Origin of the sequence: Pseudomonas sp. Sample_9, assembly GCF_004307535.1 — a bacterium.
Lineage (GTDB): Bacteria > Pseudomonadota > Gammaproteobacteria > Pseudomonadales > Pseudomonadaceae > Aquipseudomonas > Aquipseudomonas mercuritolerans.
This window is the reverse complement of the sequence record NZ_RAZO01000498.1, coordinates 1-20,320: the sequence shown is the minus strand read 5'-3', so window position 1 is coordinate 20,320 and position 20,320 is coordinate 1. Positions and strand designations below refer to the sequence as shown.

General features: G+C 61.3%; 18 protein-coding genes. 15 read left to right on the top strand and 3 right to left on the bottom strand.

Translation table 11 applies throughout. The features are described from left to right. Nucleotides 1-10 precede the first annotated feature (10 nt). The gene (locus tag D6877_RS28390) at nucleotides 11-2,392 is read left to right on the top strand and encodes a DUF3772 domain-containing protein (RefSeq protein ID WP_130912834.1); all 2,382 of its coding nucleotides are present in this window, start codon (nucleotides 11-13) and stop codon (nucleotides 2,390-2,392) included. A gap of 5 nt (nucleotides 2,393-2,397) precedes the next feature. On the opposite strand, the gene D6877_RS28385 is transcribed toward D6877_RS28390, so the two are convergent. Continuing rightward, nucleotides 2,398-3,411, bottom strand: a complete 1,014-nt coding sequence (locus tag D6877_RS28385) for a LacI family DNA-binding transcriptional regulator (RefSeq protein ID WP_130912833.1) — start codon at nucleotides 3,409-3,411, stop codon at nucleotides 2,398-2,400. A gap of 203 nt (nucleotides 3,412-3,614) precedes the next feature. Here D6877_RS28385 and D6877_RS28380 point away from each other — a divergent pair, with 203 nt between their 5' ends. The 6 genes from D6877_RS28380 to D6877_RS28355 all read left to right on the top strand — a co-directional run bounded on the left by D6877_RS28380 (nucleotide 3,615) and on the right by D6877_RS28355 (nucleotide 9,991). Beyond that, nucleotides 3,615-4,778 (top strand): Gfo/Idh/MocA family oxidoreductase, encoded by a 1,164-nt coding sequence (locus D6877_RS28380; protein ID WP_130912832.1) that lies wholly within the window; start codon nucleotides 3,615-3,617, stop codon nucleotides 4,776-4,778. Next, on the top strand, nucleotides 4,768-5,850 hold the full coding sequence (locus D6877_RS28375; protein WP_130912831.1) for a sugar phosphate isomerase/epimerase family protein: 1,083 nt from the start codon (nucleotides 4,768-4,770) through the stop codon (nucleotides 5,848-5,850). The genes D6877_RS28380 and D6877_RS28375 overlap by 11 nt, the downstream gene beginning before the upstream one ends. Nucleotides 5,851-5,892: 42 nt before the next feature. After that, nucleotides 5,893-7,131, top strand: a complete 1,239-nt coding sequence (locus tag D6877_RS28370; protein ID WP_130912830.1) for a nucleoside permease — start codon at nucleotides 5,893-5,895, stop codon at nucleotides 7,129-7,131. A 73-nt stretch (nucleotides 7,132-7,204) separates the two neighbouring features. Continuing rightward, entirely contained in the window at nucleotides 7,205-7,780 is a 576-nt protein-coding gene (locus D6877_RS29480) for a hypothetical protein (protein ID WP_178083768.1), read from the top strand. Between the two features lie 723 nt (nucleotides 7,781-8,503). Next, complete coding sequence (locus tag D6877_RS28360) at nucleotides 8,504-9,340, top strand: AraC family transcriptional regulator (protein ID WP_130912829.1); 837 nt, start codon at nucleotides 8,504-8,506, stop codon at nucleotides 9,338-9,340. Between the two features lie 54 nt (nucleotides 9,341-9,394). Further along, nucleotides 9,395-9,991, top strand: a complete 597-nt coding sequence (locus tag D6877_RS28355; protein WP_130912828.1) for a LysE family translocator — start codon at nucleotides 9,395-9,397, stop codon at nucleotides 9,989-9,991. On the opposite strand, the gene D6877_RS28350 is transcribed toward D6877_RS28355, so the two are convergent. After that, a complete protein-coding gene (locus tag D6877_RS28350; RefSeq protein WP_130912827.1) occupies nucleotides 9,988-10,758 on the bottom strand; it encodes an AraC family transcriptional regulator in 771 nt (256 codons plus the stop codon). The genes D6877_RS28355 and D6877_RS28350 overlap by 4 nt on opposite strands. Before the next feature lie 221 nt (nucleotides 10,759-10,979). On the opposite strand from D6877_RS28350, the gene D6877_RS28345 reads away from it, so the two are divergent. From D6877_RS28345 to D6877_RS28325, 5 genes are all read left to right on the top strand, one after another. Continuing rightward, a complete protein-coding gene (locus D6877_RS28345) occupies nucleotides 10,980-12,605 on the top strand; it encodes an APC family permease (protein ID WP_130912826.1) in 1,626 nt (541 codons plus the stop codon). Between the two features lie 22 nt (nucleotides 12,606-12,627). Next, nucleotides 12,628-13,554, top strand: a complete 927-nt coding sequence (locus D6877_RS28340) for a 4-hydroxyproline epimerase (protein ID WP_130912825.1) — start codon at nucleotides 12,628-12,630, stop codon at nucleotides 13,552-13,554. A gap of 54 nt (nucleotides 13,555-13,608) precedes the next feature. Then, nucleotides 13,609-14,556 (top strand): dihydrodipicolinate synthase family protein, encoded by a 948-nt coding sequence (locus D6877_RS28335; RefSeq protein ID WP_016774241.1) that lies wholly within the window; start codon nucleotides 13,609-13,611, stop codon nucleotides 14,554-14,556. A gap of 63 nt (nucleotides 14,557-14,619) precedes the next feature. Further along, a complete protein-coding gene (locus D6877_RS28330; protein ID WP_130912824.1) occupies nucleotides 14,620-16,212 on the top strand; it encodes an aldehyde dehydrogenase (NADP(+)) in 1,593 nt (530 codons plus the stop codon). Next, the gene (locus tag D6877_RS28325) at nucleotides 16,202-17,455 is read left to right on the top strand and encodes an FAD-dependent oxidoreductase (protein ID WP_130912823.1); all 1,254 of its coding nucleotides are present in this window, start codon (nucleotides 16,202-16,204) and stop codon (nucleotides 17,453-17,455) included. Before D6877_RS28330 ends, D6877_RS28325 begins: the two co-directional genes overlap by 11 nt. On the opposite strand, the gene D6877_RS28320 is transcribed toward D6877_RS28325, so the two are convergent. After that, complete coding sequence (locus D6877_RS28320; protein ID WP_130912822.1) at nucleotides 17,452-17,661, bottom strand: DUF2945 domain-containing protein; 210 nt, start codon at nucleotides 17,659-17,661, stop codon at nucleotides 17,452-17,454. The genes D6877_RS28325 and D6877_RS28320 overlap by 4 nt on opposite strands. A gap of 164 nt (nucleotides 17,662-17,825) precedes the next feature. Here D6877_RS28320 and D6877_RS28315 point away from each other — a divergent pair, with 164 nt between their 5' ends. From D6877_RS28315 to D6877_RS28305, 3 genes are all read left to right on the top strand, one after another. After that, nucleotides 17,826-18,053, top strand: coding sequence for a hypothetical protein (locus tag D6877_RS28315; RefSeq protein ID WP_130912821.1), 228 nt, complete (start codon nucleotides 17,826-17,828; stop codon nucleotides 18,051-18,053). A gap of 142 nt (nucleotides 18,054-18,195) precedes the next feature. Beyond that, nucleotides 18,196-19,245 carry an NAD(P)-dependent alcohol dehydrogenase gene (locus D6877_RS28310; protein WP_130912820.1) on the top strand — a complete coding sequence of 350 codons (1,050 nt, stop codon included), beginning with the start codon at nucleotides 18,196-18,198 and terminating at the stop codon, nucleotides 19,243-19,245. A 129-nt stretch (nucleotides 19,246-19,374) separates the two neighbouring features. After that, nucleotides 19,375-20,073, top strand: a complete 699-nt coding sequence (locus D6877_RS28305) for a tRNA (adenine(22)-N(1))-methyltransferase TrmK (RefSeq protein ID WP_347233442.1) — start codon at nucleotides 19,375-19,377, stop codon at nucleotides 20,071-20,073. Nucleotides 20,074-20,320 lie beyond the last annotated feature (247 nt).

The window sequence follows — 20,320 nt, the reverse complement described above, 5'->3', positions numbered from 1 at the left end:
CGCCGCCCCCATGCGCTGTTCATTCAAGTCGTTGTTTTTCATTCTGTTCCTACTGCTCATGCCGGGCAGCGCTGCGTTGTGGGCGGCGGATGTTGCCGCGCCGGCGAACTCAGGCGCAGCGCCGCTACCTGTGATTTCGCAAAGCGATCTGCAAGCCCTGCAACAACGCCTCGACGGGCTCAAGCAGCAGATTTCGGCGGCGAACAATTACAACCAGCTTGAAGGCCCGCAGGATCGGGTGCAGGCGTTCATTCTCGATATCGATCGGTTGTCGGCAGCGCTTTTGCCGCAACAGGCGCAACTGGCAGTGCAACTGGGCGTGCTCGGCACCGCTCCGGACGCCGAGGTAGCCGCCGAGCAAGCCGATATCGTCGCCCAGCGGGCGGCGCTGGCGGAGCAGAAAAGCAAGGTCGATGGCACCCTGAAAAGCCTCGCCGCACTGAAACAGAACGCCGCCGATCTGATCACGCAAATCGCCGGCATCCGCCGCACCCTGCTGGAAAGCGAACTGACCCTGAGCACGCGCAGCGTATTGAGCCCGTATTTCTGGGCACCGCTGGTCAATCCAAGCGAAGACGACCGCCAGCGCCTGCGACTGTTCGTCGAGCAGGTGGCTGACGTATGGGCGACGGTCTGGGCGCCGGGCGAACGTTTTTATACTTGCGTACTGGTGCTGTTGGCACTGCTGATCTGGACCTTTGGCCGACGTCTGGCTGAGCGCGGGCTGACCTGGTTCTGCATTCATCGCGTGGCGGAGGGCCGCTTGCGCCGCAGTGCCTTGGCCTTCGCCTCAGCTATCGCGACCTTCATCACCACCGCCATCGCCCTGAGGCTGTTGTTCTACGCCTGCACCCGCCACGACGCACTGCCTCCGGTGCTGGAAACCTTCTCCGAAGAATTCGAGAAAGTCGTCTATGCCTGCGTGCTGATCACCGGGCTCAGCCGCGCATTGCTCTCCACCGCGCACCCGTCCTGGCGCCTGCCGGCGATTGCCGATCCAGTGGCGCTGGCCCTCAAGCCTTATCCGCGAATCCTCGCCTGCTCGTTGCTGGTGTTGGTGACGCTGGTGCAAGTCGCCAATGCCACAGGCATGAGCAGCCACATCGTGATGGCCGGGCGCGGCGTGATTTCCATGGTGGTGCTGGCGATCATCGGCACGATGCTGTTGCGCGTCGGCAAAGTGCGCAAGGCCTTGGTCGCAGCCAATGACGCGTCGGCTACGAACAGCGTGTTCGCCGGGCTGATCTACAGCGTCGCCAGTCTCTCGATGTTGGTGACGGCCATCGCCCTGCTGGCCGGCTATGTTTCGCTGGCGCGATTCATCAGTTATGAACTGGTGTGGGGCTATGTCGTGCTGTCGGGCTTCTACTTGCTGATTCAGTTGGTCAAGGACGCCTGTGAGCACCTGTTTTCGCCGAAACACGCGAGCGGCCAGGCGCTCAAGCAATTGCTCGGCGTCAGCGATCGGCGCCTCGAGCAGACGTCGATCCTGTTGTCCGGCGTCAGCCGCGCCGGCCTGATGCTGATGGCGCTGATTTCGTTGTTTGTCGGCGGCATCGGCACCACCCTCGGCCAACTGGTCACCAACATCATGTCGATCCTCGGCGGCGCCGGTTTGCGCAAGCTGAATATCGTCCCGGCGCATCTGCTCAACGCGCTGCTGGCACTGCTGATCGGTATCTGGCTGATCCGTGCATTAAGCCGCTGGCTCGACAACGAATTCCTGCCCAAGACCGACATGGACCCGGGCATGTGCGCGTCACTGAGCACGCTGTTTTCCAACATCGGCTACGCCTTTGTAATTCTGCTGACGCTGTCGTCGTTGGGCGTGCAGTGGACCAATCTGGCGTGGATCGTCAGTGCGCTATCCGTAGGTATCGGCTTTGGCTTGCAGGAGATCGTCAAGAACTTCGTCTCCGGCCTGATCCTGCTCACCGAGCGCCCGGTGAAAGTCGGCGACCTGATCAGCATCAGCGGCGTCGAGGGCGACATCCGCCGGATCAACGTGCGTGCTACGGAAATCCAGCTCAGCGACCGCTCGATCGTGATCGTGCCCAACTCGCAGCTGATCTCGCAGAACCTGCGCAACGTTACCCTCGGCGGCAGTGCTCAGGGCGTGGCATCCCTGGAGCTGGTGTTTCCGCTTGATATCGACCCTGAAGAGGTCAAACAGCTGCTGCTCGATGCTTATCACGAAAATGAAACCATCCTCGATAAACCAGCGCCGTTCGTGCGTTTCAGCAAATTGTCGCCGGACGGCATAACCCTCACGGTCACCGGCTATGTGGGCAGCCCGAGGATTGTCGGGCTGACCAAGAGCGATTTGTTGTTTGAGGTGTTGAAGCGGTTGGGTGCGGCGGGGATTGCGCTGGCGAAACCGCCAGCGGCGTGATTTGGTTAGCGCTTGCCCGTGTTGTCGATGCGGGCCGTGCTGCTGCGTGGCGTCAGCTCGAACGGCAAGACGACATGTCGCTCTGTCAGCGGCTGCTTTTCGATCAGCGCAATCAGCATCTCGACCGCCCTGGCCCCGAAGGCCTCGGCCGGTTGCGAGATGGTGGTCAGCGGCGGATCGCAGTACGCAGCCATCGGAATGTCATCGAAACCCACCAGCGAAATATCCTCGGGCACACGCAGCCCGGCCTGCCGGATGCGCTTGAGCGCACCAATGGCCATTTCATCGTTTTCGCAGAACAGCGCGCTCGGCCGCTCGGCCAAGCCGAGCATCTTTTGCGCGCCTGCATAACCGGCCTCGAGGCTGAAATTGCCATGGCAGATCAGCGCTTCATCGAGGGCAATCCCGGCCTCGCGCAATGCGGCTTCGTAGCCTGCCAGTCGATCACGGGTCAGCGGGCTGTTTTTCGAGCCTTTGATCAGGCCGATGCGTCGGTGTCCCAATCCGATCAGGTGTGCGGTCATGGCTTTGGCGGCGGCGACGTTGTCCAGGCTGATGGTTGGATAACGCCCGGCCTTGAGCACTTCGCAGGCGTTGACGATCGGCGGCACATCGGCATCGGCCGGGGCATTTTCGAACGGATCGTAAGCACGCAACTGGATCACCCCGTCGGCCTGATAGGCGTACACCAGCTCGGCGAATTGTCGCTCCAGTTCTTCCCGGCCCTGGGTGTCGCACAGCAGCAGGCGATAACCGGCCGCCTGCGCCGCTTGCTGCGCGCCGCTGATGACGCGGGCAAAGAAGGTATTGGCGATGGTCGGCACCAGAATCACCAGATTGCCGGTGCGCCGCGAACGAAACTGCACGGCCATCAGGTTCGGCCGATAGCCGGCCTGCTCCACGGCCGCCATGACGCGCTCACGGGTTGGCGCGAGCACACGCTCGGGCGATTTCAAAGTCCTCGAAACCGTCGCCACGGAAACCCCGGCCAGCCGAGCCACTTCGCGAATATTGGACAAAAACACCTCGTTGATTCATGCCGATCAGGCGCGGAGCTTACCGCAGGCGACGAGCGATCGAAACGCTGTCGATCATCCGCTGGCATTTGACACTCGGCTAATTCAAGCCTAGATTTCGCCCATGATGTAACCGGTTACATCGCTCATCAACATTGCATCCAGCTACCGAGACGACTGCCATGTACGCTGCCGCAAAAATAAGAATGGGTTTTGTTGGAGGCGGTGAAGGTTCATTCATTGCCCGTGCCCACCGGCAAGCCGCCGGCCTCGACGGACGCTTCGACCTGGTCTGTGGCGCGTTCAGCCGCGACCCGGAGAATAATCAGCGCACCGCTGCGTCCTTGGGTGTCGCGGCTGAGCGTTGTTACGGCGACTGGCAAACCCTGCTCGCCCGCGAGGCCGCCCTGCCCGCCGAGCAGCGCATGCAACTGCTGGTCATCGTCACTCCCAATCATCTGCACGCACCAATTGCCCGTGAGGCATTGAGCGCCGGTTTTCATGTGTTCAGCGAGAAACCCGCGGCGCTGAACCTCGCCGAGGTGCAGGCGCTGCGCTCGGTGGTCATCAACAGCCAGCGAATTTACGGGCTGGCGCACACCTACCTCGGTTACGCGATGGTCTGGCAGGCCCGCGAAATGGTCGCCAGCGGCGTGCTCGGGCGCGTGCGCAAAGTCCTCGTCGAGTACCCGCAAGGCTGGCTCAGCACCGATGTCGCCGGGCAAGGCAACAAGCAGGCCGGCTGGCGCGACGACCCGACGCAATCCGGGATCGGCGGCTGCATCGGCGACATCGGCACCCATGCGTTTTCCCTCGCCGAGTTCGTTGCCGGCCAGTCGATCCAGTTCATCAGCGCAATGCTCGGCTCGCATGTCGAGGGTCGGCAACTGGATGACGATGTGGCGATGCTGTTCAAAATGCGCGACGGCGCCAGTGGTGTATTGCTCGCCAGTCAGGTCTGCGCCGGTGAGGAAAACCCGCTGAAGATCCGCGTCTACGGTGACAAGGGTGGGCTGGAGTGGCGCCAAGAGGAACCGGCCAGCCTGATTCATCGACCGTTGAACGAGCCGATGCGCGTTCTGCGCTCCGGGGTCGGTCAGCCGTGGCTGTGTGCCGCCGCAACCCAACGCATGCGCCTGCCTGCGGGGCATCCCGAAGGTTATCTGGAAGCCATGGCCAACCTCTACGGCGATCTCGCCGAAGCGATTGTGCATGGCGTCGAGGGCCATCAGGCTCCGGGCGTACCCGGCATCGAGACGGGCCTGCGCGGCATGGCCTTCATTGAAACCGCCATCGCCAATCACCTTGGCAATGAAAAGTGGAGCGAGATCCCCGGCCCACTGACAGGAGCCCAGCACAATGAACAGTGATCAGCAAAATTTGACTGGCCTGAAAGGTCCGGGGATTTTCCTCGCGCAATTCATCGCCGACGAAGCGCCTTTCGACTCCCTCGCCAACATTGCCGAGTGGGCCGCTTCGCAAGGCTACAAAGCCATTCAGGTACCGACCCTCGGCACGCGGTTCATCGATTTGCAGCGCGCCGCCGAGAGCCAGGATTACTGCGACGAACTCATCGCCGTCTGCGCCCGCGCCGGTGTGGTGATCAGTGAGCTGTCGACGCACCTGCAAGGGCAATTGGTCGCGGTGCATCCGGCGTTCGACAGCCTGTTCGACGACTTCGCCCCACCAGCACTGCGCGGCAAGCCGCAGGAGCGCACCGAATGGGCCATTGAGCAATTGAAACTGGCCGCCCGCGCCAGCCAGCGCCTCGGACTCAAGGCCCATGCGACCTTCTCCGGCGCCCTGCTCTGGCCTTATGTCTATCCGTGGCCACAGCGTCCGGCCGGTTTGGTCGAGCAAGGTTTCGCCGAACTGGGCAAGCGCTGGCTGCCAATCCTCGACTGCTTCGAAGAGGCAGGCGTTGATCTGTGCTACGAAATCCATCCCGGCGAAGACTTGCATGACGGCGCGTCGTTCGAGCAGTTTCTTGAAGCGGTGAATCATCACCCCCGCGCCGCAATTCTGTATGACCCGAGCCACCTGCTGCTGCAGCAAATGGACTACCTCGGCTTCATCGACCGTTACCACCAACGCATCCGCATGTTCCACGTCAAGGATGCCGAGTTCCGCCCCGATGCGCGCTCCGGCGTCTACGGCGGATATCAGGGCTGGGTCGAGCGTCCCGGGCGCTTCCGCTCGCTGGGCGACGGCCAGATCGATTTCAAATCGATCTTCAGCAAATTGTGCCAATACGACTTCAACGGCTGGGCGGTACTGGAATGGGAATGCTGCCTGAAAGACTCCGCACAGGGCGCGGCGCAAGGCGCGGCGTTCATCGAGCGGCACATGATCCGCAAGACCGCCAAGGCCTTCGACGACTTCGCCGGAGTCAGCGCTGACGCTGCTTCCAACCGACGCCTGCTCGGCCTGACTGACGATTGATTCATCCGCGTTACCGACATAAAAACAATACGGTGATCTGAAATGAACGTAATGAATGCGCGACTCAGCGTGATGATGTTTTTGCAGTTCTTTATCTGGGGCGGCTGGTTCGTCACCCTCGGCACTTTTCTGGCGACAACGCTGGCCGCCAGCGGTGGTCAGGTCGGCATGGCCTTCGCCACGCAATCCTGGGGCGCGATTCTGGCGCCGTTTGTCATTGGCTTGATTGCCGACCGTTTCTTCAATGCCGAACGCATTCTGGCGGTGCTGCATCTGCTCGGCGCGGTGCTGCTCTATCAGCTCTATCGCGCGGCAGACTTCAGCGCGTTTTATCCCTATGTGCTCGCCTACATGATGGTCTACATGCCGACATTGGCACTGGTGAACGCCGTGGCGTTCCGCCAGATCAAAGACCCGGCGCTGGAGTTCTCGCGCATTCGCGTGTGGGGCACGGTGGGCTGGATCGTCGCCGGCGTGGTGATCAGCTTCGTGTTCGCCTGGGACTCGCAACAAAGCATCGCGACCGGAGGCTTGCGCAATACGTTCCTGATGTCCGCCGTGGCGTCGCTGTTGTTGGGGCTTTACAGCTTCAGTCTGCCGAACACCGCGCCGCTGAAAAGCGCAGCCGGCTCATCAAGCCTCAAGCAGATGCTCGGCGTCGATGCGCTGGGTTTGCTCAAGGATCGCAGCTATCTGGCGTTCTTCCTCGCCTCGATCCTGATCTGTATTCCGCTGGCCTTCTATTACCAGAATGCCAATCCGTTTCTGGCCGAGATAGGCGTGACCAACCCGACAGCGAAGATGGCCATCGGTCAGGTGTCGGAAGTGCTGTTCATGTTGCTGTTGCCGCTGTTCATCCATCGCTTCGGCATCAAGATCGCCCTGTTGGTCGGCATGGCTGCCTGGGCGTTGCGCTACGTGCTGTTTGCCTTCGGCAATAACGACGATCAGGCATTCATGCTGCTGATCGGCATTGCCCTGCACGGCGTGTGCTATGACTTCTTCTTCGTGTCCGGGCAAATCTACACCGATGCCAAGGCACCGGAACGCTTCCGCAGCTCGGCGCAAGGTTTGATCACCTTGGCTACGTACGGATTGGGCATGTTGATTGGTTTCTGGATCGCGGGACGGATTACCGACCACTTCACATCAAGCGCAGGGCATGACTGGAGAAGCATCTGGCTGTTCCCCGCCGGTTTTTCCGTGGCGGTATTGCTGTGTTTCTGGGCGACATTCAAGAGCCGCGATCGCGACAAGGCCGTGCTGCCGAGTGCGGTTTAGAGCAGAGTTGTAAAGCGTGAATAGAACGAATGCCGCCTGTGGTTGAGGCGGCATTCGTTATCGATGCTCATCGTTGCGCTCAAGCGGTGCGACGTTCGAGCAGACGGTCAGCGCCACCTTCGGCGACCCGATTACCTTGCAGATGATCGGAGCCATCAGAGGCTACTGCATCGCTGAACAGTGGGTCAGTTTCGGTTGCGGCTACTGCATCGCTGAACAAGCGGTCTGTTTGAGTGGCGGCCGCGACCGCATCACTGAACAGCGGGTCGGTTTCGGTGGCGGCGAAGGCATTCAGTGCAAAAACCGAGAAAGCGATACCGAGGATAGTCTGGCGTTTCATGATGATGTGCTCCGAGTTGCAGTGGTTGGGTATGGAGCCGATCTTACGCCGCACCGTGGATATGAGAACTTCATTGACTTAATGGTTGTTATTGACGCGATCAATAGCTGGTCGAGCATGAGCTGCTATTGGATTGATCTTTATGCTGTTGCTTACGTCACCAAGCGAAACGCCCTACAAAGTCGAAAGCATAAAACCGACAATCTCATTTTTGACAGCATTATTCACACAAAAAAAGACCCGTATCAGTCGAAACCGAAACGGGTCTTTCCCCACTCAGACGACCCTTATTTCAAGTCGTCAAAGTGATCTCGCAGGAACTCGTAAAAGCGCAAGGCTTTCAACAATCTCCATACAAGGCTCAGCGTACGCAGCAAAAGCTTCATACGTTTTGGCCTCCAAGGCTGGCGGCCAAACCTCCAGCAAACTTACCGGACCATGCGTGCCTTCAGCCGACTGGTTAGGGTGGCTGGTGAGGCGGCCGGTTGAAATCCCTTCGAGACATCATTCCGGCACGGGTGCGAATCCGTGTCGAAGGGCGTAAAACCTTTCGCGCCCCCGGCCAAACCTCTCAGCCGCTCTATCAGTTGAGCGCGGGCATATTAACCTGAAAACCCCAAGACAAAAGTGCCGCGCATACCGTTATCCATCAAACAACGACCCGCTTTTGTTAAATGTTATTTCTGCCAGACAATCTTCAACAAACATAAACATATAAATTTTTCGCAGGGCTGTAGACGCGCTTGTTTCGAACGGCTGTTCAACCGTTGCAAGGCGCGGTAAAACTCCATACCATGGCAACCCTGGTTAGGGTGGCTGGTGAAGCACATGGCTTCGATCGTAAATCGATGCCCATAAAAAACCGCCCCGCGAAGGCGGTTTTTTTTCGTTTGCGTTTTCTGGTCCCCTCCCATCCAAGGCACATTGCCTGACTCGCCCCCCCTGCGCCCCTGCACAAATCTTCTAAACACTCTTCTCCCCCACGCGGTATTTTAGAAACGCCCCTGCTCAACCGCCCTATGGAATCCTCCCATGGACAAACGCAACTGGATCTCTCTCTCCCAGGATGTCGATACCGGGATCGAGTCGATTCGTGCGCATTTCCGAGGGCATGCCTACGATCCGCACTGGCATGACAGCTTTCTCGTCGGCGTTACCGAGCAAGGCGTCCAGCAATTCAACTGTCGCCGGGTGCGTCATCGCAGTACGCCGGGGCATGTGTTTCTGCTTGAGCCGGGGGAAATCCACGATGGCCATGCGCCGACCGAGGATGGCTTTACCTACTCGATGCTGTACCTCGATCCGCACTGGCTGGAGCGCGAGCTGCACGCGCTGTTCGAAGAGGCACCGGCCGACAGTCAGCCAGGCTTTGCCGACACACTGAGCCACGATCCGCGCCTGTCGACTGCGATCGTGCAAGCCTTCCACGTGTTACATGACGGCGATCTGCGCATCGTCCGGCAGACTGCGCTGGATGGCCTGCTGGCGTCCCTCACCCGCCACCTCGACTGGCGCAAGCGTCAGGACTTCGATCCGCGCCTGCCACTGGTTGCGCAGGTTGCGCGCGACTATCTGCATGCCCACACCTACGAAGACATCGGCCTCGACGACCTAGCGCAAGCCTGTGGTGTCGATCGTTTTCGCCTGACCCGCGCGTTCAAGGCCGCTTTCGGTCTGGCACCCCACGCCTACCTGATCCAACTGCGCCTGGCCAAGGCGCGGCAATTGCTCGCGCGCGGCGAGACGCCAGCGCAGGTGGCCAGCATGCTCGGCTTTGCCGACCAGAGTCACCTCGGTCGCTGGTTCCGCCGCGCCTATCAACTGACCCCGGCGGACTACCGCAAACGCTGCTCAAATCTTCCAGACTGAGGCCCGCCCGCTGACGATCATGGTGTCCTGTTTCGACTTTCAGGAATTTGCACCATGGCTTCTTTACTGCCCTTTCTGCTGTTTGCTTTCGTCGCCTCGATCACTCCGGGGCCGACCAATATTCTGGTGCTGAGCCACAGTTCGCGGCGCGGATTGATTGCCACGTTGCCGATCATTTTTGGCGCCTGTGCGGCGGCCGCGCTGATCGTGCTGGTGGTCGGGCTCGGTGCTGGCGAAACCCTGTTGCGCTTTCCGCGCGTGCAGCAAGCGATGGCCTGGGGCGGCGTGCTCTGGTTGAGCTGGCTGGCGTGGCAGATCTTTTGCAGCCCGCCGCCGTCGCTGGACCCGAATGCCGCCCAGGAACAAGGCTTGAGCGTATTCGGCGCGGCGCTGCTGCAACTGGTCAACCCGAAGGTGTGGATGATGGCCGTGGCCGTGGTCAGCGTATTCGTCGGTGGCGGCGACAAGACGCTGCGCCTGCTGGTGTTGTCGCTGGCGTTTCTGCTGGTATCGCTGCCGTGCATGACGCTCTGGGCGCTGCTTGGCGTCGGCAGCGCGCGGTTGCTCAGCTCACCGCAAGCGTTCAAGCGAATGAACGCGGCACTGGCCCTTCTTCTGCTGCTCTCGGCCTGGCTGGCCGTGTTGATCTAATGCCCGGTGGCTTGCCGGTATTCGCGTGGTGTAAACCCGGTCGAGGCCTTGAACTGACGGGTGAAAGCGCTGTGATCGGTGTAGCCGCATTGCAGCGCAACCTCGGTGATCGGCAAGTCGCTGTGCAGCAATCGATGCGCGTGTTCAAGACGGACTTTCTGAATCATCTGCCGTGGCGTCAGGTGAAAAACGCGTTTGCAATAGCGCTCCAGTTGCGCCACGGATATCCCGGCGATCCGCGTCAGTTCACCCAGCGTCACCCGCCGGTTGAAATTGCCGCGAATGTATTCATCGACAGCCGCCAGGCGCTCGAACGCCGGGTGGGTTTCACTGGCTGACTGCAGATCCACCGAGATCCCCACCAAGCCGATGATCGTCCCGTCACGATTGTAGATCGGCCGCTTGTGGGTCAGGCACCAGCCCGGTTCGCGACTGCCATACAGGTGCAGTTCGAGCTGATCCTCCAGCACAAATCCTTGCTCCAGCACTTTGCGATCCTGCTCGGTGTAACCCGGCCCCAACTGCGCCGGGAACACCTGCGCACTGGTTTTGCCGAGCAACGGGCGCAGGTCCTTCAAGCCACAACGCTGCACCAGCGTGCGGTTGGCCAGCACATAGCGCGCTTGCAGATCCTTGATGAAAATCGCTGCATTGGGGATCACATCGAGTATTGGCAACAGCTGCGCGGCCCCGGCGACCATCTCTTCGAGGGTCTGCGCACGCAAGCCTTCATTGCCTTGGCACAGGATCGAAAACGCTGATTGCATCAAAGACTTCCCCTCGAGCTGAACCACCGCAAATGTCACTCGCCAGCAGATTGCAGCAACGTCGCGGCCCTGTCGAGGCCGCGGATTCATCGGCGCCATTGTGCTGAATTCGTCATCGATCCCTGCATAAAACATCAATCGCCGCCACTGTCGAGCGGTGCAAAGTCTGCTCGTCCCCGTGACACAACTGCCTATCCAATAACTCACAAGAAGGCGATGCCATGTCAGGCCAAGGCAAGTTCAAAAAACAGCTTTCATTGATCGACCTCACCTTTATCGGACTCGGCGCGATCTTCGGCTCCGGCTGGTTGTTCGCCGCCAGCCATGTCTCGGCGATTGCCGGTCCGGCGGGGATTTTTTCCTGGTTGCTGGGCGGTTTCGCCGTGTTGCTGCTGGGCATCGTCTACTGCGAACTGGGCGCGGCATTGCCCCGTGCCGGCGGTGTGGTGCGCTACCCGGTTTATTCCCACGGCCCGCTGCTCGGCTACCTGATGGGCTTCATTACGCTGATTGCGTTTTCCAGTCTGGTGGCGATTGAAGTGGTCGCCTCGCGCCAATACGCGGCGGCGTGGTTTCCCGGCTTGACCAAGGCTGGCGGCGGCGATCCAACGATCCTCGGCTGGCTGGTGCAGTTCGGCCTGCTCTGCGTGTTTTTCCTGCTCAACTACCGCAGCGTGAAGACGTTCGCCAAGGCCAACAATCTGGTCAGCGTGTTCAAATTCATCGTGCCGCTGCTGGTGATCGGCGTGCTGTTCACCTTCTTCAAACCGGAAAATTTCCAGGTTCAAGGCTTTGCTCCGTTCGGTCTGTCGGGCGTGGAGATGGCGGTCTCTGCCGGCGGGATCATCTTTGCCTACCTGGGCCTGACGCCAATCATTTCCGTGGCCAGTGAAGTGAAAAATCCACAGCGCACCATTCCCATCGCGCTGATTCTCTCGGTGCTGCTGTCGACCCTGATTTACGTGCTGCTGCAAATGGCCTTTCTCGGCAGCATCCCGACGGAAATGCTCGCCAACGGCTGGGCCGGTATCAGCAAGGAATTCGCCCTGCCCTATCGCGACATCGCCCTGGCGCTCGGTGTCGGCTGGCTGGCCTATCTGGTGGTCGCCGATGCGGTGATCTCGCCGAGCGGCTGCGGCAACATCTACATGAACGCCACCCCGCGCGTGATCTACGGCTGGGCGCAGACCGGCACCTTCTTCAAGGTTTTCACGCACATCGATGAAAAGTCCGGCATCCCGCGTCCGGCGCTGTGGCTGACCTTCGCCCTGTCGGTGTTCTGGACCCTGCCATTCCCGTCGTGGGAAGCGCTGATCAACGTGGTCTCCGCTGCGCTGGTGTTGAGCTATGCGGTGGCGCCCGTATCGGTTGCGGCGTTGCGGCGCAATGCGCCGGACATGCCGCGCCCGTTCCGGGTCAAGAGCATGGGCCTGCTCGGGCCGGTGTCGTTCATCATCGCCGCGCTGATCGTCTACTGGTCGGGCTGGAACACCGTGTCGTGGCTGCTCGGCCTGCAAATCCTGATGTTTGTCATCTACCTGTTCTGTGGCCGCTTTGTGCCCACCGCTCATTTGAGCCTGGCGCGTCAGGTGCGCTCATCGGCGTGGCTGATCGCGTTCTACGCGGTGACTATCGTGCTGTCGAAACTCGGCACCTTCGGTGGCCTGGGCGTCCTCGCCCATCCGTTCGACACGATCGTCGTCGCCGCTTGCGCCACCGGTATTTACTACTGGGGCGCAGCGACCGGCGTGCCTGCCCATCTGCTGCGCCTGGACGACGAGGACGAAGAAAGCGACAGCCCTGCGCCCTCGTCCACCGTCAACGCCCGCCCTGCCGGCGCCTACTGAAATCATCCAACGGGATCTCTTCATGAAACGAGTACACGTCATTGATTCCCACACCGGCGGCGAGCCGACGCGGCTGGTGATGAGCGGCTTCCCCGAGCTGTCCGGCAACAGCATGGTCGAGAAACGCGACGCCCTGCGCAGCCAGCACGATCAGTGGCGCCGCGCCTGTCTGCTTGAGCCGCGTGGCAACGATGTGCTGGTCGGCGCCCTGTATTGCCCGCCGGTGTCGCCTGATGCCACCTGCGGGGTGATCTTCTTCAACAACGCTGGCTACCTGGGCATGTGCGGCCACGGCACCATCGGCCTGATCAATTCGTTGCAGCATCTGGGGAAAATCCAGCCAGGCGTGCACAAGATCGACACCCCGGTGGGGCAAGTCAGCGCGACGCTGCACGACGATGGCTCGGTCACCCTGGGCAACGTGCCCGCTTACCGTTATCGCAAACAGGTGCCGGTGGACGTTCCCGGTTTTGGCCGCGTGGTCGGCGATATCGCCTATGGCGGCAACTGGTTTTATCTGGTCTCCGAGCATGGCCAGACGTTGACGATGGACAACGTCGAACACCTGACCGCGTACACCTGGGCCATGCTCAAGGCGCTGGAAGACCAAGGCATTTGTGGCGAAGACGGCGCGGTCATCGACCACATCGAACTGTTCGCCGATGACGATCAGGCCGACAGCCGCAACTTCGTCATGTGCCCTGGCAAAGCCTACGACCGCTCGCCGTGCGGTACTGGCACCAGCGCCAAACTTGCCTGCCTGGCCGCCGACGACAAGCTGCAAGCCGGCGCGCCGTGGATCCAGGCGAGCATTACCGGCAGCCAGTTCGAAGGGCGCTTCGAATGGGAGGGCGAACGCATTCGCCCGTTCATCACCGGCCGCGCCTACATGACCGCCGACAGCACCTTGCTGATCGACGACAGCGACCCGTTCGCGTGGGGCATCTGAGCCGCCACGCCGTTTTTTCACCTCGAATCAAACGAAATGCCAAGGAGTTGAACCATGAGCGACAACATCTTCACCGGCTGCATGCCGGCCCTGATGACCCCGTGCACCGCCCAGCGCAAACCGGACTTCGATGCGCTGGTGGCCAAGGGGCGCGAGCTGATTGATGTCGGCATGAGCGCCGTGGTCTATTGCGGCTCGATGGGCGACTGGCCGCTGCTCACCGAAGCCGAGCGTCAGGAAGGCGTGGCGCGCCTGGTCGCTGCCGGGGTGCCGACCATCGTCGGCACCGGCGCGGTGAATACCCGTGAAGCGGTTTCCCACGCAGCGCATGCGGCGAAAGTCGGCGCGCAAGGCTTGATGGTGATCCCGCGCGTGCTGTCCCGTGGCGCTTCGGCGACGGCGCAAAAGGCCCACTTCGCCGCGATCCTGCAAGCCGCACCGAACTTGCCGGCGGTGATCTACAACAGCCCTTATTACGGCTTCGCCACCCGCGCCGATCTGTTTTTCGAACTGCGCCGCGAGTACCCGAACCTGATCGGTTTCAAGGAATTCGGCGGCGGCGCGGACCTGCGCTACGCGGCCGAGAACATCACCTCCAAGGACGACGACGTGACGCTGATGGTCGGCGTCGACACGCAAGTGGTGCACGGCTTCGTCAACTGCAACGCTACCGGCGCCATTACCGGCATCGGCAACGCCCTTCCTCGCGAAGTGCTGCAACTGGTGGCGCTGAGCAAGCAGGCCGCGCAAGGCGATGCCAAGGCCCGGCGCCAGGCGCGGGAACTGGAGTCGGCGCTGGCCGTGCTGTCATCGTTCGACGAAGGTTGCGATCTGGTGCTGTATTACAAGCACCTGATGGTGCTCAACGGCGACAAGGAATACACCCTGCACTTCAATGAAACCGATGTGCTGAGCGACTCGCAACGGCGCTATGCCGAGAAGCAGTATTCGCTGTTCCGTCACTGGTACGAAAACTGGTCCGCCGAGCAGAACTTCGCCTGACCACCACCTGCCGCGAGTCATCACGATTCGCGGCAGGCCTCGCTCATTTCACAGGAAGACACCATGACTCTGACGGGCAACATGCTGATCGGCCAACAATCCGTGGCGGGCCATCGTCCGGCCTTTCGCGGGATTGATCCGGCGACCAACCAGGCACTTGAACCGCAGTACGCCGGGGCGTCAGCCGAACAGGTGGAACAGGCGTGCGCCCTGGCCTGGGCGGCGCAAGATGCGTACCGCGAAACCAGCCTGAGCGCCCGTGCGGCATTTCTCGAAAGCATTGCCGAACACATCGAAAACCTTGGCGATGAACTGATCGAACGCGCCCACGCCGAAACCGGTCTGCCGCCTGCACGCCTTCAGGGCGAACGTGGCCGCACCTGCTCTCAATTGCGCCTGATCGCCCGTACCGTGCGCGCCGGTGAATGGCTGGACGTGCGCGTCGACAGTGCGCAACCGCAACGCCAACCGCTGCCGCGCTCCGACTTGCGCCAGCGGCAGATTGCCTTGGGGCCGGTCGCGGTGTTCGGCGCGAGCAACTTTCCGCTGGCATTTTCCGTGGCCGGTGGCGACACCGCCGCAGCACTGGCGGCCGGTTGCCCGGTGATCGTCAAGGCGCACAGCGCCCATCCGGGCACCAGCGAACTGGTCGGCCGCGCAGTCGCGCAAGCGGTCAAAGCCTGCGCTCTGCCCGAGGGCGTGTTTTCCTTGTTGTTCGATTCTGGCTACGAAGTCGGCATCGCATTGGTCAGCGACTGGCGCATCAAAGCCGCTGGTTTCACCGGCTCGCGCACTGGCGGTCTCGCTTTGATGAAAGCCGCGCAAGCGCGGCCGGAGCCGATCCCGGTGTATACGGAAATGAGCTCGATCAACCCGGTATTGCTGTTTCCCGCCGCGCTGGAAAATCGCGCGCAGGCGCTGGCCGAAGGGTTTGTCGCGTCGCTGACATTGGGCGCCGGGCAGTTCTGCACCAACCCGGGATTGCTGATTGCCCGCAAAGGCCCGGCGCTCGACGGGTTCCTCAGCGCGGTGGCTGAACTGATCCCGCGCAGTGCGGCGCAAACCATGCTCACGCCCGGCATCTTCGGTGCCTATCAAGCAGGCGTGACGGCACTGCAAGGCAATCCCCGTGCACGCGCGGTAGCGGTTGGCCAAGTCGGCGGCGGCCCGAATCAGTGTCAGGCGCATGTCTTCAGCACCGATGCAGCGGATTTTCTTGCCGGTCAAAGCTTGCAAGCTGAGGTGTTCGGCGCGACAGCGCTGATCGTGCAATGCAGCAGTGACGAAGAAATCCGTCAGGTCTGCGCACATCTGGAAGGCCAACTGACCGCGACCCTGCACATGGATGACGCCGACCTTGCACTGGCGCGCACGTTGTTGCCAACCCTCGAGCGCAAGGCCGGGCGCTTGCTGGTCAATGGCTGGCCGACCGGCGTGGAAGTCTGCGATGCGATGGTGCATGGCGGGCCTTACCCGGCGACCTCGGATGCGCGCAGCACCTCGGTGGGCACTGCGGCGATCCTGCGTTTCCTGCGGCCGGTGTGCTATCAGGATTTCCCCGACAGCTTGCTGCCGACGGCGCTGCAACAGACCAATCCGCTCAACCTTCGGCGCTTGCTCGATGGCCACCGGGAAGCGACACGCCATGGCGAATAATCCTTCGCACGACATCGCCGTGGTCGGCGCCGGGATCATCGGCGTGGCTTGCGCACTGCGCCTGGCGCGCCAGGGTTTGCGGGTGGTGGTCATCGATCAGCAGGAACCGGGGCATGGCGCTTCGTTCGGTAATGCCGGGCATCTGGCTACCGAGCAGGTGTTTCCGATTGCTGACGTGTCGATCCTCAAGCGTTTGCCGGCCATGCTCATGGACCCGATGGGGCCGCTGCGTCTGGACTGGAAATACCTGCCGCGCGCCCTGCCGTGGTTCACCCGGTTATTGCTGAATCTGCGGCCTGAGCCATTTCAGAAAACCGTCGCCGGCCTGCGCGCGCTGAATGAAAGCAGCCTGGATGCGTGGCAGCGCTTGCTCAGCGATATCCAGCGCACGGATCTGCTCAAGGTTGACGGCTCGTTACTGGTCTTCGAAAAACCTCAATCGCGGCAATCCCTCGAAGCCTTGCAGGCACGACTGCATCAGCAGCAGGTGCCGGTGGATTACTGGCAGGCCGGGGCGATCCGCGAAACGGCGCCGCAACTCAGCGAACAGATTCAGGGCGGGCTGTTTTTCCCGCGCACCGGGCATTTCCTTGATCCCTATCGGGTGGTTCGTGCACTGGTCGAGGCGGCTCGCAGCAGCGGCGTGAGTTTTCTAAAGCAGCAGGTTCAGGGCGGCTACGTGCAGGAAAACGGCGTGCTGTTAGTCACCGGCAATGGCGGCGTAACAGCCGCTCGAGTGTTACTGGCCTGCGGTGCGCATTCGGCAAAACTCACCGCCGCGCTGACTGGCAAGCAAGTACCGTTGGACACCGAACGTGGCTATCACCTGATGCTGCCCAACGAGCATGATCGCCTGCCCTTCCCCGTCACCTCGCTGGAACGCAAATTCATCATGACGCCGATGCGCGAGGGCCTGCGCCTGGCCGGCACGGTCGAGTTCGCCGGATTGGAGCGGCCAGCGAACATGGCGCGCGCCTGGCAGTTGCAGCGTTTGAGCCAAGGCCTTTTTCGCAAGGATCTGAACGCTGATAACGCAACTCCATGGATGGGCTTTCGCCCGTCGCTGCCGGATTCGCTGCCAGTGATCGACCAGGTCTGCGACGGCAAGGTCTTGCTTGCCTTCGGTCATCAGCATCTGGGTCTGACTCAAGCGGCGGTCACAGCTGAGATGATCGGGAAAATGGTTTCAGGCGCCACCCTCGCGTGGCCCAATACCGAGCCCTACCGACTGGCACGTTTCTAAACGTGCTTCAGCGCGTCGCCGTGATGCATGGCCAGATGGCCGGTCTTGTCGCTCTTGACCTCGTACTGCGGCGCGTCTTTCGAGGCCGGGCGGTGGCGGCCCATGAATTCGGTGTCGCGGGTGTGCACCTTGACCACTTTGCCGTGGATCTCGCCGGCCTCGGAATTCCAGCGCACCGCTTCGCCGACTTTGAATGAACTGCTCATCATTGCGTCCTCGCCTCTGGCTGTTGATTTATGGAGCCGCGCGCGTCGGAGAAATTCCGCTTTTTTGCGAGGCGACCGAAGGCAGGCAAAAAAATCGAACGGCGAAAATCGCCCGCACCTCCAACTTGCACAAGCCATAGAAAACGGCCATTGCGAGGTGTCAGATGAACAACGATCAAGGCAAGCAAGGTGACGATCCGCTTCCAACCACCCCCGACCCGCTGAGTCCGGGGCGAACCGAGGTCGATCCGATGCAGGAACGCGGCATCGACGAACTGCCCGACAACGAAGGCGAAATCCCGCTGGATGATGACGATACCGGTCTGGATCCGGAGCGCGTACGTCAGGAAACCGATAACGCCGAGATGGACGATCAGCCCAATCCGCGTTGAGCCTGAAACGGCAGCCATACGGCTGCCTTTCGGTTGCGCAATCAACAGCAGAATCAGGCAAGCATTTCACAGAAATGCACTACTTCACGCCCGGCCCCAAGCGCAACAATGGGCGTCCGACTACCCCATGGAGGATGCTCACATGCTTGTGCAAGCTTACGGCGCCCACGCTGGCGACAAACCCCTTGAGCCCATGCAGATCAACCGCCGCGCCCCGGCGGCGCACGACGTACAGATCGATATCGCCTTCTGCGGCATCTGCCATTCCGACCTGCATCAGGTGCGCGCCGAATGGGCTGGCACGCAATTCCCTTGCGTGCCCGGCCATGAAATCGTCGGCCGCGTCTCGGCGGTTGGCGATCACGTCAAAGCCTACAAGGTTGGCGATCTGGTCGGTGTCGGTTGCATCGTCGACAGCTGCCAGCACTGCGATGACTGCGAATCCGGTCTGGAAAATTACTGCGACGGCATGATCGGCACCTACAATTTCCCGACCCCGGACGCACCGGGCTGGACCCTCGGCGGCTATTCGCAAAACATCGTCGTGCACGAGCGCTATGTGTTGCGCATCCGTCATCCCGAGGCGCAACTGGCCGCCGTCGCGCCGCTGCTCTGCGCCGGCATCACCACTTATTCGCCGCTGCGCCAATGGAACGCCGGCCCCGGCAAGAAAGTCGGCGTGGTCGGCATCGGTGGCTTGGGTCACATGGGCATCAAACTGGCCCACGCCATGGGCGCCCACGTGGTCGCGTTCACCACCTCCGAATCCAAGCGCGAAGCGGCCAAGGCGCTGGGTGCGGACGAAGTGGTGGTGTCGCGCAATGCCGAAGAAATGGCGGCACACACCAAGAGTTTCGACTTCATCCTCAATACCGTCGCAGCGCCGCACGATCTCGACGCCTTCCTCGTCCTGCTCAAGCGCGATGGCGCGTTGACTCTGGTCGGTGCGCCTGCCTCGCCGCATCCGTCGCCGAACGTGTTCAACCTGATCACCAAGCGCCGCACCATTGCCGGTTCGATGATCGGCGGCATTCCCGAGACTCAGGAAATGCTGGATTTCTGCGCCGAGCACGGCATCGTTTCCGACATCGAGTTGATCCGCGCCGACCAGATCGACGAGTCCTATGAGCGCATGCTCAAGGGCGACGTGAAATACCGCTTCGTCATCGACAACGCAACGCTCGCCGGCTAAGCGCAAGCGCCCATCGGCAGCGCAAGGCTGCCGATGGGTCGAGGAATTGCACCTGCACAATTGACAGCGCCCGCGTTGCTCGCCAGAGTCGCACCCCTTTTTCCACCGCTGGGTGAACAGGGGTCGCCGTTGAACCAACAGACATTGTCCATGCGCCTTGAACGCGTCGCGGCTCACGTGCCGGTCGGCGCACGACTGGCCGATATCGGTTCCGATCACGCCTATTTGCCGGTTGCCCTGATGCGCCGAGGCCTGATTACAGCGGCGGTGGCTGGCGAGGTCGCGCGCACGCCGTTCCACGCAGCGCAACGCACCGTCAATGACAACGACCTGCACGGCCAGATCAGCGTGCGTCTGGCCGATGGCCTGGCGGCGGTCAGGCCTGACGACGGCATCAGCGCCATCACCCTGTGCGGGATGGGCGGCGAAACCATTCGCGATATTTTCGAATCCGGCAAAGCCCATCTCAGTGGCCACGAAAGACTGATCCTGCAACCCAACGGCGGCGAGCAAGCGCTGCGCCAGTGGTTGATGGATAACGGCTACCGCATCGTTTGCGAAGAAGTGCTGCACGAGAATCGCTTCGACTATGAAATCATCGTTGCCGAGCGCGGCTCTGATCCGGTGACTTACGATGCCAGGGAACTGTTTTTCGGACCGCTGCATCTGCAGGCGCGCTGCCCGGCATTTCTGCACAAATGGCAACGCAGGCTGAAGCAGCGGCAGAAGACGTTGGGGCAGTTTACGCGAGCGCAACAGGCGTTGCCGGAGGACAAAATTCTTGCGCTGAAGCAGGAGATGCAGTGGATCAGTGAATTGCTCGGGTGACTGTGCCGCCTTATTCGCGAGCAGGCTCGCTCCCACAGGAAATTGCGTTTCTCCTGAGCGAACACAGTCAACTGTGGGAGCGAGCCTGCTCGCGAAAGCAGTGTGGCAAGCTACACAGCAACCAAGTTGGCCGCAGCCGTCGGAAAAACAAAAAGCCTGCTGTTAAAAGCAGGCTTTTTCGTGGGCCGTGAACTTACTTCTGCTGCGTCAGCGCCGAGTAGCTGTTCATCAGGTTGCGATAGTTGGG